This is a genomic window from Streptomyces sannanensis (assembly GCF_039536205.1).
Taxonomy (GTDB): Bacteria; Actinomycetota; Actinomycetes; order Streptomycetales; family Streptomycetaceae; genus Streptomyces; species Streptomyces sannanensis.
This window is the reverse complement of the sequence record NZ_BAAAYL010000001.1, coordinates 6,825,382-6,843,506: the sequence shown is the minus strand read 5'-3', so window position 1 is coordinate 6,843,506 and position 18,125 is coordinate 6,825,382. Positions and strand designations below refer to the sequence as shown.

Annotated in this window: 15 protein-coding genes and 4 pseudogenes; 4 read left to right on the top strand and 15 right to left on the bottom strand. The window is 69.6% G+C overall.

All coding sequences use genetic code 11. The features are described 5' to 3' along the window. Window positions 1-153 precede the first annotated feature (153 nt). Both ABD858_RS31970 and ABD858_RS31965 read right to left on the bottom strand, forming a co-directional pair. On the bottom strand, window positions 154-1,059 hold the full coding sequence (locus ABD858_RS31970) for an oxidoreductase (RefSeq protein WP_345044127.1): 906 nt from the start codon (window positions 1,057-1,059) through the stop codon (window positions 154-156). Window positions 1,060-1,418: 359 nt separating this feature from the next. Further along, window positions 1,419-1,784, bottom strand: a complete 366-nt coding sequence (locus ABD858_RS31965) for a hypothetical protein (RefSeq protein ID WP_345044124.1) — start codon at window positions 1,782-1,784, stop codon at window positions 1,419-1,421. A 150-nt stretch (window positions 1,785-1,934) separates the two neighbouring features. Between ABD858_RS31965 and ABD858_RS31960 the strand changes: the two genes are divergently transcribed. After that, complete coding sequence (locus tag ABD858_RS31960; protein WP_345045124.1) at window positions 1,935-2,090, top strand: hypothetical protein; 156 nt, start codon at window positions 1,935-1,937, stop codon at window positions 2,088-2,090. Between the two features lie 258 nt (window positions 2,091-2,348). Here ABD858_RS31960 and ABD858_RS36970 read toward each other — a convergent pair. From ABD858_RS36970 to ABD858_RS31920, 7 genes and pseudogenes are all read right to left on the bottom strand, one after another. Beyond that, a pseudogene (locus ABD858_RS36970) lies at window positions 2,349-2,525 on the bottom strand (SDR family NAD(P)-dependent oxidoreductase); the annotation flags it as partial. A 25-nt stretch (window positions 2,526-2,550) separates the two neighbouring features. After that, a pseudogene (locus tag ABD858_RS31950) lies at window positions 2,551-4,163 on the bottom strand (IS4 family transposase). Between the two features lie 123 nt (window positions 4,164-4,286). Next, a pseudogene (locus ABD858_RS31940) lies at window positions 4,287-4,853 on the bottom strand (SDR family oxidoreductase); the annotation flags it as partial. After that, window positions 4,850-5,434: a hypothetical protein gene (locus tag ABD858_RS31935; RefSeq protein ID WP_345044119.1), complete on the bottom strand. Its 585-nt coding sequence runs from the start codon at window positions 5,432-5,434 to the stop codon at window positions 4,850-4,852. The gene ABD858_RS31935 and the pseudogene ABD858_RS31940, both read right to left, overlap by 4 nt. Before the next feature lie 520 nt (window positions 5,435-5,954). Next, a complete protein-coding gene (locus ABD858_RS31930; RefSeq protein ID WP_345044117.1) occupies window positions 5,955-6,800 on the bottom strand; it encodes a hypothetical protein in 846 nt (281 codons plus the stop codon). Beyond that, window positions 6,797-7,105 carry a helix-turn-helix domain-containing protein gene (locus tag ABD858_RS31925; RefSeq protein ID WP_425586360.1) on the bottom strand — a complete coding sequence of 103 codons (309 nt, stop codon included), beginning with the start codon at window positions 7,103-7,105 and terminating at the stop codon, window positions 6,797-6,799. Before ABD858_RS31925 ends, ABD858_RS31930 begins: the two co-directional genes overlap by 4 nt. A 78-nt stretch (window positions 7,106-7,183) precedes the next feature. Beyond that, complete coding sequence (locus ABD858_RS31920; RefSeq protein WP_345044112.1) at window positions 7,184-8,398, bottom strand: glycosyltransferase; 1,215 nt, start codon at window positions 8,396-8,398, stop codon at window positions 7,184-7,186. A 185-nt stretch (window positions 8,399-8,583) separates the two neighbouring features. On the opposite strand from ABD858_RS31920, the gene ABD858_RS31915 reads away from it, so the two are divergent. Next, entirely contained in the window at window positions 8,584-10,101 is a 1,518-nt protein-coding gene (locus ABD858_RS31915) for a DHA2 family efflux MFS transporter permease subunit (RefSeq protein WP_345044110.1), read from the top strand. Window positions 10,102-10,269: 168 nt separating this feature from the next. On the opposite strand, the gene ABD858_RS31910 is transcribed toward ABD858_RS31915, so the two are convergent. The 3 genes from ABD858_RS31910 to ABD858_RS31900 form a co-directional block, all read right to left on the bottom strand. Beyond that, window positions 10,270-10,647 carry a VOC family protein gene (locus ABD858_RS31910; RefSeq protein WP_345044108.1) on the bottom strand — a complete coding sequence of 126 codons (378 nt, stop codon included), beginning with the start codon at window positions 10,645-10,647 and terminating at the stop codon, window positions 10,270-10,272. Window positions 10,648-10,842: 195 nt separating this feature from the next. Then, window positions 10,843-11,049, bottom strand: a complete 207-nt coding sequence (locus tag ABD858_RS31905) for a superinfection immunity protein (protein WP_345044105.1) — start codon at window positions 11,047-11,049, stop codon at window positions 10,843-10,845. Window positions 11,050-11,382: 333 nt separating this feature from the next. After that, window positions 11,383-11,886 (bottom strand): hypothetical protein, encoded by a 504-nt coding sequence (locus ABD858_RS31900; RefSeq protein ID WP_345044103.1) that lies wholly within the window; start codon window positions 11,884-11,886, stop codon window positions 11,383-11,385. A 103-nt stretch (window positions 11,887-11,989) separates the two neighbouring features. On the opposite strand from ABD858_RS31900, the pseudogene ABD858_RS31895 reads away from it, so the two are divergent. Beyond that, a pseudogene (locus ABD858_RS31895) lies at window positions 11,990-12,100 on the top strand (sigma-70 domain-containing protein); the annotation flags it as partial. A gap of 651 nt (window positions 12,101-12,751) precedes the next feature. Here ABD858_RS31895 and ABD858_RS31890 read toward each other — a convergent pair. From ABD858_RS31890 to ABD858_RS31880, 3 genes are all read right to left on the bottom strand, one after another. Next, window positions 12,752-14,239: a pyridoxal phosphate-dependent decarboxylase family protein gene (locus ABD858_RS31890; RefSeq protein ID WP_345044100.1), complete on the bottom strand. Its 1,488-nt coding sequence runs from the start codon at window positions 14,237-14,239 to the stop codon at window positions 12,752-12,754. Then, window positions 14,236-15,513, bottom strand: coding sequence for an ATP-grasp domain-containing protein (locus ABD858_RS31885; RefSeq protein WP_345044098.1), 1,278 nt, complete (start codon window positions 15,511-15,513; stop codon window positions 14,236-14,238). The genes ABD858_RS31890 and ABD858_RS31885 overlap by 4 nt, the downstream gene beginning before the upstream one ends. Window positions 15,514-15,684: 171 nt before the next feature. Then, window positions 15,685-16,635 (bottom strand): hypothetical protein, encoded by a 951-nt coding sequence (locus ABD858_RS31880; RefSeq protein ID WP_345044095.1) that lies wholly within the window; start codon window positions 16,633-16,635, stop codon window positions 15,685-15,687. Window positions 16,636-16,682: 47 nt separating this feature from the next. Here ABD858_RS31880 and ABD858_RS31875 point away from each other — a divergent pair, with 47 nt between their 5' ends. Then, a complete protein-coding gene (locus ABD858_RS31875) occupies window positions 16,683-18,095 on the top strand; it encodes a pyridoxal phosphate-dependent decarboxylase family protein (protein WP_345044094.1) in 1,413 nt (470 codons plus the stop codon). Window positions 18,096-18,125 lie beyond the last annotated feature (30 nt).

The window sequence follows — 18,125 nt, the reverse complement described above, 5'->3', positions numbered from 1 at the left end:
GGGTCCGTTGTGCCGATGTCAGGGGGTTCACCCGTGGGTTCGTAGTGAAGTCGCGGGGCTGATGAGGACCGATGACCAGGGCTGCGTCATTTCCCCACTTGGTCCGGTGCTCAACGCACTGAAGAATTGACCGAGTATCGCGGGCAGGGGGGCTCAGGCGGTGCCCTCGTCCGGCTTGTCGAGGAGAGCCAACTCCTCCTCGGTCAGTTGCAGGTTTCCGGCCGCGATGTTCTCTGTGAGGTGTGCCGGGTTTGTGGTGCCGGGAATGGCCAGCACGTGTGGACCGCGGTGGAGGGTCCAGGCGAGCCGTACCTGGGCCGGCGTCGCATTGTGGGCGTGGGCGACGGAGTGGACGCGTGCGTCGTGCTCCTGGACTGCGGCTGCCTCGCGCCGCAGGCCGGAGACGGCGAAGAACGGGACGAAGGCGATGCCCTGCTCCTGGCACAGGTCCACCAGCCCGCTCTCGTCGGCGCGGCGCCAGTCCAGTCCGTAGGAGTTCTGCACGCAGACCACGGGCGCGATCGTCAGGGCTTCGGCCACATGTTGTGGGCGGACAGCCGAGAGCCCGAGGTGCCGGATCAGGCCCGCCTGGCGCAGCTCGGCGAGGGCGCCGAAGTGCTCGGTGATCGAGGCTGTACGGGGGCCGTTGCAGCGCAGGTTCACCACGTCCAGGTGGTCACGGCCGAGCTGGCGCAGGTTCTCCTCGACCTGGCCGCGCAGCTGGTCGGGGCGGGCCATGGTGAGCCACTCGCCGGAGGGATCGCGCGCCGGGCCGACCTTGGTCACCACGACCACGTCGCGGTACCAGGATGAGAGGGCGCGGTTGATGAGCTCGTTCGCGGACCGCAGTGGCGAGAAGTAGAAGGCGGCCGTGTCGATGTGGTTGACACCCTGCTCGAACGCGCTGTGCAGCAGGCCGACGGCGGCATCACGGTCGATCGGCGTGCCGTCGGAGTTCCCCATCATGCCGTTGCCCGTCAGCCGCATCGCGCCGTAGCCGATGCGATTCACCTCCAGGTCCCCGAGCTTCCAGGTCCCTGCTGCCGCCGCTGCGCTCACCGTGCTCCTTCGCTCGTCGGTTCGTCAGGTCCTGGAGTATGGGGCCGTCACAACGTGCTGCGACAGGTCAACGGGCTGGGCGAAACGTCACATCCCTGCCGGGAACTAACCATCGTTGCAAAGCCGTTGGACCTGTCGAGAGCACGTCGGTCAGGACGAAGTCTCAGACCTTGTGCTGCTGTCCTGGCGAGGCGGCAGACGATGGTGGCTGCGTTCAGCGCGGCCGGGCAAGGCAATCACCACCCCGCCGGTCGGATGCGGCTCAGACCAGCGAGTCGCAACGCGGCCTGCCCGCGAGCAGAAGCTGGGGAGTCGAGAGGAGCAGGTCTGTCCCGTGCCTGAGTACAGGGTGGGGATTTTCAAGTAGCCCCATCAGGGCTGGTCTCCAAGGGCCGTTCCAGGAGATCGCGGGCAGAGTTCGCGTAGCGGATCGCGGTCTTTTCGTCCAGGCCGAAGACCTCGGCGAGGTGGAGAGGGTCGGGGCCATGGGCGAGGGCTTCTTCGAGCTGCCGGTCGACGCGGAGCTGTTCCAGGTTGGCTGCTTGGCCGCGAAGCGCTGCGGTCACGGAGACCGCGCTGACCGGGGCGGTGCCCACGGCGGTGAACTTGTTGATCAGAAGGTGCAGGTTGCCTGTGTCCGGCCAGCGACGGCGCCGGTAGTCCAGCCACTCGCGGGCGACGTGCAGTGTCAGTTCGTCCAGGGGACGGACACGGTCGTTGATCACGAGTCTGCGGTTGCCGATGTCGAGGTCGTCGAGTTGGAGGCGCCGGATCGTGCGGCGTGTACTGCGGCGAGCGCGAGGACCAGGCGGTCCGCCGGCTTGGCGACCGCGGCAACGGAAGTGCTGATGCGCTCAGGCTCCAGGGGCTGGAGGATGCCGTACTCGTGCTGGCCGACGCGGATGCGGCTGGTCGGATTCTTGAAGATGGTGCCGTTCTTCTTCGCCCGGCCGACCAGCGACCACGTCCAGGTCGTCGAGTTTGAGGGAGACTGGCTGGCCGAACCACAGCCCGGACATCTTCCCGGCTGAGATGACCAACCCGTGCTCGGCCAGGCTCCGCTGGAGTTCGGATACCTTCCGAATACCCTTGTTCGCGGCCGTCAGCCGCAGGTTCCACCTCATTGGATCAGCCCTTCCAGCCGCTTCGCGGCCCGCTCGGTCCCGGCGACCCAGGCGCCCTCGACCCGGGTGCGATGGACATGTAACGGTGGAGTCGGGTATTGGAACTGCCGGAATGCCCCGGTCCGGGGCCCATGTGCCGCCCCGGACCCTGGTGTTAGGCGTCAGTCAGACCTGTTCGAAGTGGAACGCCTTGATGAAGCAGTCGCGCGGCTGGGCGACGGCGAAGAGGATGCACTCCACGAGCGACTGCGCGGTGAGGGCGTCCTTGGCCTCGCGCGGAGTGTTCTCCCATTCCTCGGAGAGCGGGTCAGGGTTGTCGAAGTCGGGCGGGTATAGGGCAAGGCCGGGTAGTTAGCGTTTTCGCAGGTCACGCAAGGGGTGTTGAGACCTGCGTGATTGCCGTGTAGCGGCCGGTGCGGACTCTCTTGATCATTCCTCTCTCGGTCCAGCGGGCGAGTTGCCGATAGGTGGCGACGAGGGTGACGTCGCCGAGGAGCTCGGCGATCTCCCTTGAGCGCCATAGCCGTTCGGGCTCGGACTGCAGGATGGCCAGGACACGGGCCAAGCGGCTTCCGGTGTTCTCCCGGGCGGTCGTCGCAGGCAGTGCGGGCTCCGGCGACGGAGGCGGCAGGAGAGTGATCGCTATCGAGGTCACCACCTTGCTGACGTCGGGGCGGCCGTCCAGTTTCCTTTCCGCGTAACGGGAGATGGGCGACTTCACCTTGCGGGTGCTGACGCGGGTTCGCCGTGCGGGCGACAGACCTGACAGGACTCGGCGGCCGATCTCTCCGATACCCTGCTCGAAGATTCCTTCCGCACATACCAGCAGGTCGCGGGCGGTTTGGAGGGCGATGGTGAAGCCGCAGCGGTCGGGATCGGTGCCCGGCCTGGACTCCGCAGCCTCGACCATGGCGCGGCGCAGGAGCTGGTAGAGGGTGAGCAGGGCCCACATCTCCTGCTCGACGCCGGCCGGGTCGTGCGAGCGCAGGACACGTCCGTGCAGGATGGTGTGGCGCAAGGCGTAGTAGGCGCTCTCGTGCTCCCAGCGCTCGTGATAGAGGTGCACGAGGCGGTCGGCGGGGTGACGGCGGGCGTCCAGGAGGGTGGTCGCCAGACGGTAGGAGCCGTCGAAGTTGCTGCCATCGGTGCAGGTGACGCTCACCCGGGCTTCGATGATGCGCACCGGGACGCCGCCGATGACCGAGAGGTAGGAGGAGTCAGCGAGCGGCTTCAGGACCGGTGGGCGGCGGCGCTGGCGAATGCGGCCCAGGACCCGTGCGCCGGTGGCGTGCACGGTGGCGAGGAAGTCGTTGCCGTCGAAGCCGCGGTCCCACAGCACTAACATCTCGGGACCCAGATGGTGCGACAATCTGGTGGCGTACGAGGTCTCGCCCTCCCGGGTGGGGCCGAAGACCGCTCCGATCACGGCCCGGGTGCCGGTCTCGACCAGTGTCATCAGCTCGACCTGGGGGTAGCCGCCGTGCGGGCACCGCCCCAGCCAGCCCCGGTTGCGCTCGCTGTCAGGCACCTTGATCGAGCTGCAGCCGTCGAACGACACCGTCCGATACGGGCCGAACCGTACCCCCGGCGTGGTCGGCTGGGCCAACGGCCGGCCAGCACCTCGAATAACGCCCGCACCGGCGCGCTGCCGAGTCTGCGGCGCAGATCACGTAGCGCTTTCGTGCTCGGGCAGACGATCGGCATCCCCGCCAGTCCGGCGGTCAGCTTGCCCCAGACCAGCCGATAGCCGATCTCGGGAAACAGGCACATCGCCAGGAGGAAGTAGACGCCGACCCGCGAGGGCAGATCACGCAACCGCCGCTGCACGGTCCTGGTCTCGGACAAGACCGCGTCGACCAGCTCGAACGGCATGATCGGCGTCAGTTCTCCCAGATGTCCGGGAGCGAACCGGCCCGCGGCCACAGTCACTGTACGGGTGATGGCCGCCAGCGCCGACGGCGAGACACAATGAACAGGCAACGGAGCTCCTTGCGGGACAAGCTGTCTTGGACGACTGCCTGTACCAACGAGCTCCGTTGCTCCACGTCAAGAACCCCTCAACACCCCTTGCGTGACGTTCGAAAACGCTAACTACCCGGCCTTGGGGTATAGGGAGATCACCCGGACGCCCTGGGGCCGAAGGCGCTTGGAGAGGATCTCGGCGAACCCTGTTTGGGCGCTCTTGGCCGCGTAGAAGGCATCGTGCGCTTCCGAGCGGTGATGACCGGCCGTTCCGCAGGCGGAGACCATGTTCACCACATCCGGCTTGTCCGAATTGAGGAGAAGAGGGAGGAAGTTCTTCACGGTCAGGACCGTGCCGGTGGCACCGGAGGCGATGGTGTCGACAACGTCGGCGTCGGAGGCGGATTGGAGGTCTGGTCCTTGGAGGTAGCGGGAGCCGTTGTTGATCAGCATGTCGATGCGGTCGGTGTGCTGGCCGACGTCGGCAGTGAAGTCGCGGATCGAGACCGGGTCCGTCAGGTCGCAGGTGAAGGCGTGGACCTGCTGGTGCCCTCGGCTGCGAATCTCGTCGCGGACACGCTCAGCGGCGGCGAGAGTACGCGCGGAGAGGAAGACCTCGGCGCCGAGGTCCGCGAGGCGGATGGCCAAAGTGCGTCCGAAATCGCGGCCGGCGGCGGTGATGACCACGCGGTGATCGTCGAATCTCATGTCGGTACTCCTGGTTCCTGGATCGGAGGTTGTGGTGAAGTGCGGCGAATGACTTCGGCTGCGTAGGCGGCCCAGTCTCCGGCGGCGGCTCGCTGCCACTTGACGGCGACGGTGATGTCGATGCCGAGGGTGCGGGCGAGGACCGCGGCGGGCAACTCGGTGGCAAGCTGGAACAGCGCGGTCGAGCGGGCCTGCGCGAGCCGGATGCCGAGTTTGCGGAGGCGTTCGCCCATGGCCCAGGCACTGATCGGGGGGCCGGGCTGGCCGCCGGGGAAGAGCCAGGGTGAGTCTGTCCGGCCGAGGACGGCATGACTGCGGCGAACCGCGGCTTGTTCGAGGGCCAGTTCAGCAACGAGGGCGGGAAGCTCGACCGGGAAGGCGCCGAGGTGGATACGGACGGCTCCGCCCGTCTCCTCGATGTGGTCGACGGTGAGCCGGGAGATCGCCGCAGGCCACTGGGCATAGAGGAGCAACAGCAGGCCGGCGAGGCGGTCTTCGGGCTTGAGGTGGCGTCGTGCAGCAGGCGGCGGGCAGTAGCCCAGCGGCCCTCGTCGTCCATCGGCTGGGAGGGGCCGTTCCATCGCTCGGCCGGGAAGCTGAGATCGCGGGCGACCTTCTGGGCGAGGGCCCAGCGCACGAAGTGGCCTGCCTCCCGGCGGAGGCGGACGTCATCGCTGATCACCCAGCGTTCGAGGTCGGCCTGCCGGCAGGTGGCAAGGGTCAGGTTCTTTTCCTCGAGCCAGTCCAGGAGATAGACGGCCGCCCGCAGGTGTTGCCGTGCGACCTGGAGTTGGGTGTGCGTGGTCTCTCTTCCTCGACTGCGGCGGCGGAGCCGTCGTAGGAGGTGCCAGGTCGCGTACCGGTGCAGGATTCTCCGTCCCTCGGCCGTCGTGTGGGAGGTGACGAGGTCTTTCACGTGCCGTTCGAGTCGGACCATCTGCTCATCCCGCTTGGGCAGGGCTCCGGCGGCCACGAGAACACTGCGGATGTGCCCGATGACCTTGCCTTCAGGGAGTTCGTCCAGGGCATCGTGGGTGAGGGGGCGGCAGCCGGAGCCGAGATCGGACAGGACGGTGGCGACGATGCCCTTGGAGAGCCAGCTCATCGCGGTGGCCGGGCGTTCGGCGCTGGCCAGGGCGTCATGGAGGAGCTGCAGCTTCGAGGGTATGGAGCCGGTCTCTCCGGCGAGGAGCTGGTGGAGCCGCTGCTTGAGGGTGCAGCGAGGACACGGACCTGGCGCGTGCAGCCGTTCGGCTTGTCCGCAAACAGGACAAGGACGCCAGAGCACGGCGTCCGGTGTGGTGCAGGGGCCGCATACGGGGGCGTCGGCGGTGCCGGAGTGGATGTCGCGGAGTCGTCCGCAGATGGTGCAGTGGGCCTGACGCTGTCGGCAGCCGCCGCAGCGGGGCAGGCCGGTGAGCTTCGAGAGTGTGCAGGGTGCGGTGTGGCCGCAGATCGAGCAGAGCTCAGCTCGTTGACGCCCGTGACGGGATCACGGTCGTCGATGTCGGGACACATCGAACAGCGCGGCAGGCCCTTGCGGTCGCGGAATCCGGCGCGTCGGACGTTTCCGCAGGCGGTGCACTCGGCGGTCTCCTGCCCGCAGACGCCGCAGTACCAGGCCTGGCCCTTGCGTTGGAGAGTTCGCAGCTTCTTGCCGCACTCGGCGCAGACCGGCGGCGCGATCGCCCAGGCGCCGACATTGCGGAGCTCGATGAGCAGATCGCCGATGGCCCGGGGCGCCGGGGACCGGCCGTCGGTCAGGACCGCTGGCCGTATCGCCAGGGCCTTGGCCAGCTGTCGTGACTTCGCGCGGCCGCCCGCGACCGCGGTGGCCACGGCCCGGATCGTCTTGACGTCGAGTTCCTTCTCGACGTCGGCGACGAGGTCCGTGATCAAGCCGACCGGGTCCGAGACAGCGCGGTCGAGCTGGTCGACCATGGTCATGACTGGTCAACACCCCTGATCCGTGCTCGCTTTGGCCGCAGTCCGCCGAGTCCCTCCGCATCGGGCGCCGAGCCGCCGACGGCTGCCTTCTTCGGCTTCTTCACGGTCCCGGCCGCCGCGATGGGCTCGATGAGGTCGTCCATGGTGCAATCGAGGATGTCGAGCAGGGCCATGAGGATCTTCAGGCTCAGTCGCTCCGGTCGCTCGACGACGAGCCGGTAAACCTGGCTGGAGGACAGGGTGATACCGCGTTCGGACAGCAGAGGGAGAAGGTCGGTGGTGGCGAACATCCCGCGGTCGGCCATGACTTTGCGCAGGTGCCAGTGGTAGTCGAGCTTGGCGGTGCCTCGGACAGCCTGGCGCAGCAGCACGGCGATGCGGCTTCACCCGGCGCTCTGTGAGCCGATGTGGACGAGCAGCGAAGCGGTACCGTCCTCTGCGGCGATCCCGCGGGCGAGTTCGGCCGCGCGGCGACGGTGGGAAGGCTCGGACAGGCAGGCCGTGATCGCGTCGCCGAGGGCTTCGGCGGTGAGGTCCTGGAACGGCACAGGCCGCGGGGCAACTCCCAGCCCGTACAGCCGAGACGCCCAGAACGGCTGGTCGGCCATGACGGGAACGGGCACGGCGGGCACTCCGGCCCGCAGTCCGGCTGCGGTGGTACCCGCCCCGGCGTGATGGACGACGGCGGCCGTGCGAGGGAACAGCCAGTCGTGCGGGACGTCGCCGATGGCCAGGACGTCGGCGCCGCAGCCGCTCAAATCGGCCCACCCCGCCTGCACCACCGCACGCACACCTGCCCGCTTCACCGCCGCAGCCACCAGCTCACTGAGCCGTCCTCCTTGCCCCGCCGCCATACTGCCGAACCCGATGAACACCGGGGGCGGACCGGCCTGGAGGAAGTCGACCAGTTCGGCCGGGGGTTGCCAGCCGTCCGGCCGCGCGGGCCACCAATAGCCCGCCACTTCGACCCAGGACGGCCAGTCCTCGGGGCGCGGCACCACCAGCGGGCTGAAGCCGTGGAAGACCGGCCGGACGTCCACCGGTGCCGAGGGCGCGCCGGCGGGCAGCCCGAGGCGGGCACGCAGCCCGGTCACGGCGCCCGCGAAGACCCCTTCTGCGCGCCTCAACACATCCCGGCCCGCGGCGAGGTTGCCCTCCGGCCCCAGGCCGTCGGTGCTCCGTGCGTTGGGCAACGGGAACTGTCCGGTGGCGAACGCCGGTACGAGGTAGGTGCCGATGACGGGGACGCCGAGCGCTTCGCCGGCCGTCCGGCTGAGCGGTGCCGGGCCGAAGGCCGTGAGCAGCAGGTCGACTCCGCCCGCCACGGCCTCCGCCACCCCATCGGCGAGCCCGTCCGCGTACGCCCTCGTCAGCGCCTGGGCCTCATCCCGCGACGCCGCCCGGGCCCAGTCCCGGATCAGCCCTTGCGGGTCTCCCGGCACAGGCCGGTAGTCGAGACCGCATCCGCCGACGAGTGCGGCGAAGGGCGGGTGAGCAGCCACGGCGACCTGATGTCCCGCGTCCAGCAGACGCCGCCCCAGTCCCGTGAAGGGCGCGACGTCTCCCCGTGAACCGGCGGTGATGATCAGAATTCGCATGGAGCGATTCTCCACCGTCGCCGGCCACGGGGTCCCTCAGCCCGCCTGACTGCTGCAACCCCGATTCGATGTGTGCTGTCGTTTGAGCGTTGCCGGTGGTCCCCGAAAGGATCGGGGCACCCCGATGAGTTCTCCACACCGCCGTGGTCTATCAGCGTGACCCACCACCTGTGGAGGACACCCCCATGACGGAAGGCACCATGCACCAACCACATGCAGCGCCCACGCTCTCACCCGCCCATGTCACCGCCGTGCTGCGGATTCTCGTGCTGTCCACCTTCGTCGTCCTCCTCAACGAGACGATCATGGTCAACGCGATCCCGCGGCTCATGCGCGAGTTCGAGGTCACCGCGACGGGTGCAGGGTGGCTGTCCACGGCCTTCATGCTCACCATGGCCGTCGTGATCCCGGTGACGGGGTGGTTCCTCCAGCGAGTCTCGACCCGGACCGCCTTCGGCCTGGCCATGGCGCTGTTCCTTACCGGCACGGCCCTCGCTGCGGCCGCGCCCGCCTTCCCCGTGCTGCTGGCCGCCCGCGTGATCCAGGCCAGCGGCACCGCCATCATGATGCCGCTGCTCATGACGACGCTGATGACCCTCGTGCCTCCGCACGACCGCGGCCGGGTCATGGGTAACGTCACCCTCGCCATCTCCGTCGCACCCGCCCTGGGCCCGGCGGTCTCGGGTGTACTGCTGCAGCTCGGGACGTGGCGGCTGCTGTTCCTGGCGGTGCTGCCGATCGCCGGGGCCATGGCCGTCTTCGGATTGCGCAAGCTGGTCAACATCGGTGAGCCGCGGATCAGCCCGATCGACTGGCTGTCCGTCCTCCTGGCAGCACTGGGCTTCGGCGCCCTGGTCTACGGCCTGAGCGGGCTCGGCGCCGGGGACGCCGCCCAGGCCCCGGTGCCGCCGCCGGCCACGACCCTGGCAGGTGCCGTGCTGGTGGCGCTATTCGTGTGGCGGCAGCTCTCGCTGCAGCGTTCGTCCGCGCCGCTGCTGGACCTACGCACCCTGACGTTCCCTCATTTCTCGGTGGCGCTCGGCCTGATGTGCCTGTCGTTCATGGCGCTGATGGGCGCGTTCATCCTGCTGCCGATGTACCTGCAGGACGTGTGTGGCCTGACCTCGCTGCAGACCGGGCTGCTGCTCGTCCCCGGTGGCCTGACGATGGGCCTGCTCGGGCCGCAGGTCGGCAAGCTCTACGACCGGCTCGGCGCACCACGCCTGGTCGTGCCCGGCGCCGTGGTGACCGCGTTGTGCCTCGCGCTGTTCCCCCTCGTGGGCGAACAGACCTCGCCGTGGCTGGTGCTCCCCCTGCACGTGACCCTGAGCGCCGGCATGGCGTTCGTCTTCACCCCGATCTTCACCTCCGGCCTGTCCGTACTGCCGCCGCACCTCTACCCGCACGGCTCGGCCATCCTCGGCTCGCTGCAGCAGGTCGCGGCCGCGGCCGGCACCGCCCTGGTCGTCAGCGTCATGTCGGGACGGGCCACCGCCGCAGCAGCGGCCAGTGGCACAAGCGCCACCGGCGCGCTGGCCGTAGGCATCCGGTGGGGGTTCGGCGTCGGAGCGGTGCTGGGCGCACTGACCGTGCTGGTCGCACTGCTGGTCCGGACTCCGCCCGCGCCGCAACTGCCCACGGCGTTCGAGGCGGAGGACGAGGACGGCACGACTGCGGACGAGACGGCGGGGGCGCCGGCGTGAGCCCGGTCGCCCGACTCGGCCACCGCCGCTCACCGGGGCATCACCCCCCCGGGCCCAGGTGCAGGGTGATCCGGCCGGCATCACCCACCCCAACAGGCGACACCAGAACCGCCTTAAAAGCCACGAACACTCGAACGGCCGAGCGGCTTGGCGCCAGGACGCACGTGGTCAGAGGGGCTGAAGCCGGGCGTGCAGGAGGCAGAATTCGTTGCCTTCCGGGTCGGCCAGTACGTGCCAGCTCTCGGTGCCGGTCTGGCCGACGTCGACGGGCCTGGCGCCGAGAGCGAGCAGCCGCTTCAGCTCGGCGCCCTGGTCGCGGTCGGTGGCGTTGACATCGATGTGCAGTCGGAGCTTCCCGGTCCGCGGCTCGCTGCTGGGGCTGAGGACGAGGGTGGGCAAGCCGAAGCGGGCGTCGGGCGGCCTGATCTCGATGCTTCCGTCGTCCTCCCGACCGAGTTCGGCGTAGCCGAGGACCTTGCTCCAGAATGCGGCGAGCCGGTCGGGGTCGGCGGCGTCGATGACCAACTCACTGATGCGGCATGCCATGCCCGTCAGTGTACGCAGACAACCCGAATCGATCGCCGGTGTGCTGGAGCGCGACGCGTTGTGTACGCCGACAGTCCGAGGCCTGCACGAGAAGAAGGGGCGGGGTGTCAGCCATCCGGACACCCCGCCCCTGCAAGCTGGATCCTGCCGACACCCCGACGCAATGAGGGCGTCGGGGCGCGCCCACTCGAGCGTCTACGCCGATGTCCTGGCCTTCTTTGGTGTACGGGTTGCCATGTAGAAGGCCACACCCCACCCAATGATCGATGCACCGAGGAACACGTTGATGGTGAGGATCAGCCATCGGTCCTTCGCCCCGCGCGCGAACGCCATGTACGACGGCAGCAGGTAAACCACGGCAAGGGCCACCATGAACACCATCGCCAGCAGACTGTCCACCATGCCCTCCACACTATTGATCTATTGATCTTCAGTGTGCCGCCACACTCTACGGGGCAAGGGACACGTCATTCGCCGCGTCCAGCGCGGCCTGCACCCGCTCGGCCTCCTCCCGCAATCGCATCAACTCTTCGCGACCCTCTTCTCCCGGGTCTCCAGCAGACCGAGAACCGACGTCACCGGCCACCTCCACGACGACACGATCGGACGAACCGCCCCATCCGTCCCGATGCTCACCGGAGTTCACGCTGCCCACTCAGACCGAACCAAACGATCACGTTCGGAAAGCGGAAGACTTCTGAACGCAGCATTGGCTGCATTTTATGCAAGAGGCCTTCAGGCACGGGGCAGTTGCTCCCCGCACCGGGCACAGTGGGCGGCCGCGCGGACTTCCACCAATGCTCCACAGGCAGGACAGACCCGGCTGAGGAGACAGGGCGGCTCCCCGCCCTCCGCCTCGGCCGACAAGGAGGCGCTGGCGATGGTCAGGCCCGGACGTCTACGGTGCACGGTCAGATAGACAACGCCCTGCGGGCCCGCCTGAACACCGCGCGCGGTACCACGGGGAAGGAAGTGCACCGTGCCGGGAAAGAGGACATGGTCGGTGTCGTCGCGGCGCAGTGTGCCGTGTCCTGCCATGCCAGTGATCAGTACGTCCAGATCAGACTCGACGTGGTCTGCAACGGATCCCGCTGGCGGCAGGCGCACGAGGTTTGCGTCGAGTTGGCGGCCGGTGCCGGTCAGCCGCCACAGGGCCCCCTGGGTTGTTTCCTCAGCGGCATCGCGCAGAAGGTCGTCCAGAAAGACGCCATCGGCGTTCGGATACGGATCGGCAGCCATGCTTGAGATAATCCCATCACTGCCCCGGCGGCGGCTGTCGCCGGCGGCACCGTGCACTTGGTCCGATCGCGAGCAGGGCGGGACTGAGCGAGATTACGGAGCAATCACTGAGGTGCTGCGGCTCGCCCAGGAGCCGGTGTCGCTGCACGCCCCCGTGGGCGGGGAGGACGACATCGCCCTCGGCGACCTCATCGAAAACGGCGACGCCGCGTCGTCAGGGCTTTCACCGCGGCCTGAGCATGCTCGACGTCCAGGCCCTGGTCGATGGCCTCAAGTAGCCGGGCTAACCGGCTCTGGCCCCGGATCCGTAGCTGGCCCGCCGACCTGGGCTGAGGTCTCATCGATGACAGCCCCGAGCCGCAGACCGCAGCTCGTCAAGGTCCGGGAGCTTCTCCCTCCACGCGGCGGGACGAGGGAAGAGGCCTGCCTGGAGAGCGGCGAAGCCGGCGTGGGCACGGGCGACGGCTTCGGGGGGCCTGCCGCTTCTCGTGCTCGGCGAGCGCCCGGTAGATGCTGGCGAGGCTCCGGTTCTGGCCCTCTTTTACCGGTAGGGATGATCAGGTCGGGCGGCTCCGCTCGCCGGATTCGCCGTCCTCCCGGCGGCGTAGCACGGTGTGCAGCATGTCGTCGTTGACATCCTCGCCCGCGTGAACGAGGGCGATTCCCGCCTACCGGGCCGTTGAGGACTGCGGTGTCGGGTGGGTTCCCGCTTCGCTGCGCGGTGCCGGGACGAGTCCCGGTCTTACCTGCGCTCCACGGGCTGTCACGGCCAGTCCGGCCGCCTTGGCGACGTTGACCGCCGCGTTGAGGAGGAGGCGCTGCGCGGCCGGCGCCTGACGCTGCTGCGCTGAGTGGGTTTGGGGGCTCACATCGGGAGTTGGGTGCGTCCGGCTTGGAGGACCAGGTCGAGGGCGGTGTCGATGTCGGTGGGCGTGGTGGCGGGGTTGATGGTGCACATGCGCAGGACGATGCGTCCTTGGACCCGAGTGGTGAGGATCATGGCCTGGCCGGTGGCACAGACGGTACGACTGATGGTGTGCTGCAGACGGTCCAGTGCCTGGGGGTCGGTGGTGGCGGTGCCGGGGGGCCGGTAGCGGAAGGTGAGGATGCCGACACCGGGCCCGGTCACCAGGACGAGTTCGGGATGGTCGTTGATCCGGGCGGCGGCGTGGTCGGCCAGCCGGAGCCCGTGGTCGACGGCGCGGCGGAACGCGGCGGCACCGAAGGTCTTCAGCGACAGCCACAGTTTCAGGGCGCGCAGGCCGCGGGACTGCTGCGGCCCGTAGTCGTCGAGGTTGATCTCGTCGCCTTGTGCCTGGGCCGGGTGCAGGTAGCCGGCGTCGAGGTGATGGCGTGCCATGCCGAAGGTGTTCTTGAGCAGTTCGGGGGCACGGACCAGAACGCAACCGGCTTCATAGGGCTGGAAGAGCCATTTGTGAGGGTCGATGGTGAGGGAATCGGCCCGGCCCAGGGCCTCGCGCAGGTGGCTGCCTCGGGAGGTGAGGGCGAGGGCGGCGCCATGGGCGCCGTCGATGTGCAGCCACATTCGGTGGCGGCGACAGATGGCGGTGAGTTCAGCCAGGGGGTCGATGGCGCCGGTGCTGGTGGTGCCGAGGGTGGCGACGACGGCGAAGGGCCGCAGCCCGGCCACGCGATCCGCTTCGATGCGTGCGGTCAGGGCGCGCGGGTCGAGCCGTTGGGCGCGGTCCGGCTCCAGGGCGGTGAGCTGAGCACGGTCGAGGCCCAGCAGGTGGGCAGCACGGGCGATCGAGGGATGGGCTTGGGTCGAGCAGTACAGGCGGGCCCCGGCGAGGTCACCGGCAAGGTGGTGGTCCCGGGCGGCCGCCAGGGCTGTGAGGTTGGCGAGGGAGCCGCCGCTGACGAACAGCCCGCCCCAGCCGTCGGGCAGGCCGAGGAGTTCACGCAGCCAGGCGATGGTGGTCAATTCGATGCGCGTGGGGCCGGAACCCACCAACCAGGCCCCGGGCACGCTCAGGAAGGCGGCGGACAGCAGATCGGCCAGGGCGGCCGGGTAGTTGCCGGTCGTGGGCACGAACGCGAAGCATCGAGGATGGTCGAAGCGGATGCCGAGCGGGAGCACGTCCTGGGCGAGCCGCTCCAGCAGAGAGATGAGGTCGCTGCCCTGCTCGGGCAGGGGTTCGTGCAGCAGCGTTTCGAGTTCGGCCGGGCCGGCGGCGGCGTGCGGCGGCTCGTCGGCGACGTTTTGCAGCCGTTCGACGACCAGGTCGACGGCATGGTGGCCGGCCTGCCGCATCCGGGCCACTGGCAGGGCCAGTTCACCGGAGCGGTAGGGGGCGTCGTCGTCGGGCTTGCCGGACATGTGCGGGGTCATGCGGGATCACCTAGGAGTGTGCGGATGTGCTTGGTCCAGGCGTGGGCCCGGGGGCCCAGGGCGGGGCGCGCCGTGAGCGGGCACAGCCGCTCACGGGCCTGTACCAGCACCAGTTCGTCACCGGCGTGCACCGGGCCCGGGTCGGCGTGCGGCCAGAGCAGGACTGTGTCGGCGGCGAGACCGGACAAAGTGGTGTCCGGGGACGGCCCGTCGAGGGTGCCGTCCTCGAACAGGCGGTAACGGCCTGGGTGAGGAAGGGTACCGACGTGTCCGTATCGGGGTGCGTGCACGATGATCTGGCTGAGGGGCGGGACCGGATGCGCGGAGCGGTGGACGGGCGGCAGGGCGGGCAGCAGGCAGGCAAGAATGTGCAGCCCCAGGGAGGGCAGCAGTCCTACGGCGGCCTCGGCAGCCTGGACCAGGGAGAGCACGGTCTGGAAGCGGGGGTTGATCTCCACCACCAGCGGCTGTTCGCCGTTGATGAGCAGGTCCAGGCCGAATACTCCTCTGAAGCCGTGGCGGCGCAGCACCTCGCCGACCTGTCGGGTGGCTTCCCGGGCTCTCGTATACAGCGGTGCGGGCAGATCGGACGGGCTGAGGAGCTGGTTGCCGCAGTGGGTGCCCCATCCCGGGGTGAGGTCGGGCAGTCCGACCAGTTGATGGGAGACGGCGGAGACCACCGTGCGGTCTGCGCCAACGCATGCGCTGACCGTGAGCGACGGGCCGGGGACCAGACGGCTGAGCTTGAGCTCGTGGCCCTCCCAGCGGTCGAGGGCCTCTGCCAGCAGGCCGGGGACGGGGACGAGTACGGTGCCACGGCCGATGAGGTTGTTCTCCCGCCGCTGGAGCACCGCCTGCTCCCATCCGGTCGGCCAGTAGGCGGCGGCCGGCCGGCGGCCCGTGGCCGGGATGAGGACGTGGTCGGGCACCGCCACGCCCGCCTCGGCCAGCAGCGCCAGCGAGTCGATCTTGTCCGCGGCGCGTTCGGTGATCCCGGCTGGTGCGGCCAGGAGCTGGTGGCGGTGTTGCCGAGCCCACACCCTGGCGTGATCACCGTGTTCGGGCGCGAACGCCACGGCCATGCGTGGCCGCGTACCGGCCCCGGGCGACTGCCGCGCCACAGTGGGGCGCGCCGTGAGCAGCGGGGAGACCGGTACGTGGCGCAGCCAGTTGACGGCGGGCCGGAAGGAGGCGGGCAGGAACGCGGATCGGTCCAGGAAGGCGACTTCGCCCACCAGGTCGTCCAGGAGCGCCAGCCCCTGATCGGCTGCCACGCCCTCCAGGGCGGTCGGAGACTCGGCGGCGGTGTCTTCCGGAGCGGTCGCGGAAGCAGTGGCAGGCTGGCCGGAGTGCATGGGAAGCGGCTTTCGTGTGCGAGGGCGTGGGGGCATGGGGGCATGGGGCCCTGACGCCCGGGGCGGTCGGGTGGCTGTGGGCATGGCCCGTCAGCTCTTGCCCGGATTGGCGTCGCGGCGCCCGCGTAGTGCGAGTGCTCCGGGTTCGTCGTTCGCCCGGGGAGTGGTCTGTACGGGCAGGGTGTCCGGCTGTGCGGTGGCACGCGGACTCAGCAGGCGGCGCCGCGCGCCGGCGAGGCGGGTGAGGGTGACCGCTGCGTTGTCGTGGCCGCCCAGCAGGGAGGGGCGGTGGCCGACGAAGCGGACGCAGATGCCGTGATGGGCGGTGTGGACCTCGTCCAGGGCAACACTCAGTTCCTGGTGGGGTGCACAGCCGGTGGGACATGCGCGCGCGTGTACGGATCCCCAGATCCGCAGTTGCTCCACAAGGATGCGGTGGTCGGCGGACCACAAGCCGGAGAAGCCCTCCATCGTGTGTTCGGGAGGCTCCATCGAGGGACGTACAACGCTGTCGTAGGCGTGGGGGGTGAAGGAGGCAGTCAGGCGCATGGCGGCGGCGCAGGCGCGCAGCAGGGCTGCTGCGGCCCGTGTGCCGGTCGGCGTGGGGTGGTGCTGGGTGCCCCGGGTGGTGGCGTCGCGCAGGGCGACGATGGTGGCCTGGGTGAGGGCGAGGAACAGCCGGTGTCCTGCCTTCCAGCGGGCCAGCGGTGCTTCGCGTGAACTTCCGTCGGGCAGCGCGGGTTCGGCGACGCCGCATGCCAGCAGTGCCGTTCGAAGAGCCGGCTCGGCAGGCAGTGGTGCCCAGGCGCGCACCTCGGCGACGGCTGAGCACAGCGCCCGGACCAGCGTGCATGCCGGTGCGCGAGGTGTACGGGCGATGCCGAAGTAGGCGTCGTAGTCGGCCTCGCGGGCATCGGGCAAGGGCTGGGCGGGTCCGTGGTCAGCGTGGTCCCGCTGTGCGGCCGCGCTGCTCAGTGCGGCCAGGGCGGCGGGCAGCAGTTCGGGCGGGGACAGCCACAGTGGGCTCGTACGAGTGGTCATGGCTCCTGAGGCACAAAAAGGCAGGGCCGCGCACTTAGCGTCGGCGTATGAACAGTGACGTATTCCCGGCGGTCGCCGCCGAAGCAGCCGAGCGGCTGGCCGCGTACTGGCGGGCCCTGGCCGCGGCCGAGCTCCCCGTGGTCCCGCCCGGTGCGCCGGGCACGACGCTCAAGGCGCTGCCGGAGACGGCACCCGAGCAGGGTGAGGAGCTGACCGAGATCCTGAACGACACGTGGTCCACGATCGTGCCGCAGCTGGTGCACTGGCAGCATCCCGGCTTTCTCGGCTACTACCCCACCAACAACTCGCCCGCCTCGGTGCTGGCCGAACTGGTCACGGCCGGGCTGGGCGTGCAGGGCATGATGTGGTCGACCTCGCCGGCGGCCACCGAGCTGGAGCAGCGGGTCTGCGACTGGCTCGCCCTGGCCCTGGCCCTGCCCGAGCATTTCACGCACGCATCGGGTCACGGTGGCGGTGTGATCCAGGACTCGGCGTCCTCGGCCGTCCTGGTCGCCCTGGTCGCCGCGTTGAACCGGGCCTCGGACGGGCGCTGGCGTCAGCACGGCACGGAGGGCCGCCACCGCGTCTACTGCACCGACCAGGCCAACTCCTGTGTGCCCAAGGCCGCCCGTGTCGCCGGGGTCGGCGAACCGGTCCTGGTGCCGACCCTGCACGGAACGCTCACCATGGACCCGGTCGCCCTCGCACAGCGCATCGATGCCGACCGGGCCGCAGGCCTGGTACCCGCTGCCGTCGTCGCGACCGTCGGCACCACGAGCACCTGCGCCATCGACCCGATCCACGAGATCGGCCCGGTCTGCCGGGAACGCGGCACCTGGCTGCATGTCGACGCCGCCTACGCCGGCAGCGCCGCTCTGTGCCCGGAGCTCCGCTGCGGCCACGATGGACTGGAGCACGCCGATTCGTACGCGGTCAACGCCCACAAGTGGATGCGTACCGGCACTCCCTGCGACGTCCTGTGGGTGGCCGACCGGCACGCCCTGACCGACGCGATGAGCGCCGCCCCTTCGTACCTGCGCAACCGGGCCACGGACTCCGGCACGGTCGTCGACTTCAAGGACTGGCAGATCCCGCTCGGCCGCCCGATGCGCGCACTGAAACTCTGGTACGTGCTGCGTGCCCACGGTCTCGAAGGGCTTCGCACGGTAATCCGTCACGATGTCCGTCTGGCGGAACTGCTGGCGGAGCTGGTCGAGAACGAACCCGGCTTTCACCTCGTCGCCCACGCCCTGGGCCTGGTCGTCTTCCGCCGCAGCAGCGACGAACAGACCCATGAACTCGCCGCGCGTCTGGCCGACGAACCCGGTCTGCTGTGCACCCCCACCACGGTGGACGGACGACCCGCGCTGCGCGCTGCCGTGGGGTCCCCGTACGCCGACGAGGCCGGCATCCGCCGGGCATGGGGCGTCATTCGCGCCCACGCGCACGCGGCCTGCTGAAGCCGCGACGCCGGACCGGACAGGGCTCCT

Coding starts and splice junctions, on each gene's coding strand:
- ABD858_RS31925 (WP_425586360.1), bottom strand. CDS start 7,105: ATGGCCGACCGCGGGATGTTCGCCACCACCGACCTTCTCCCTCTGCTG.
- ABD858_RS31960 (WP_345045124.1), top strand. CDS start 1,935: ATGCCGTACTCGTGCTGGCCGACGCGGATGCGGCTGGTCGGATTCTTG.
- ABD858_RS31910 (WP_345044108.1), bottom strand. CDS start 10,647: ATGGCATGCCGCATCAGTGAGTTGGTCATCGACGCCGCCGACCCCGAC.
- ABD858_RS31915 (WP_345044110.1), top strand. CDS start 8,584: ATGACGGAAGGCACCATGCACCAACCACATGCAGCGCCCACGCTCTCA.
- ABD858_RS31900 (WP_345044103.1), bottom strand. CDS start 11,886: ATGGCTGCCGATCCGTATCCGAACGCCGATGGCGTCTTTCTGGACGAC.
- ABD858_RS31875 (WP_345044094.1), top strand. CDS start 16,683: ATGAACAGTGACGTATTCCCGGCGGTCGCCGCCGAAGCAGCCGAGCGG.
- ABD858_RS31880 (WP_345044095.1), bottom strand. CDS start 16,635: ATGACCACTCGTACGAGCCCACTGTGGCTGTCCCCGCCCGAACTGCTG.
- ABD858_RS31920 (WP_345044112.1), bottom strand. CDS start 8,398: ATGCGAATTCTGATCATCACCGCCGGTTCACGGGGAGACGTCGCGCCC.
- ABD858_RS31935 (WP_345044119.1), bottom strand. CDS start 5,434: ATGGAACGGCCCCTCCCAGCCGATGGACGACGAGGGCCGCTGGGCTAC.
- ABD858_RS31930 (WP_345044117.1), bottom strand. CDS start 6,800: ATGACCATGGTCGACCAGCTCGACCGCGCTGTCTCGGACCCGGTCGGC.
- ABD858_RS31890 (WP_345044100.1), bottom strand. CDS start 14,239: ATGACCCCGCACATGTCCGGCAAGCCCGACGACGACGCCCCCTACCGC.
- ABD858_RS31905 (WP_345044105.1), bottom strand. CDS start 11,049: ATGGTGGACAGTCTGCTGGCGATGGTGTTCATGGTGGCCCTTGCCGTG.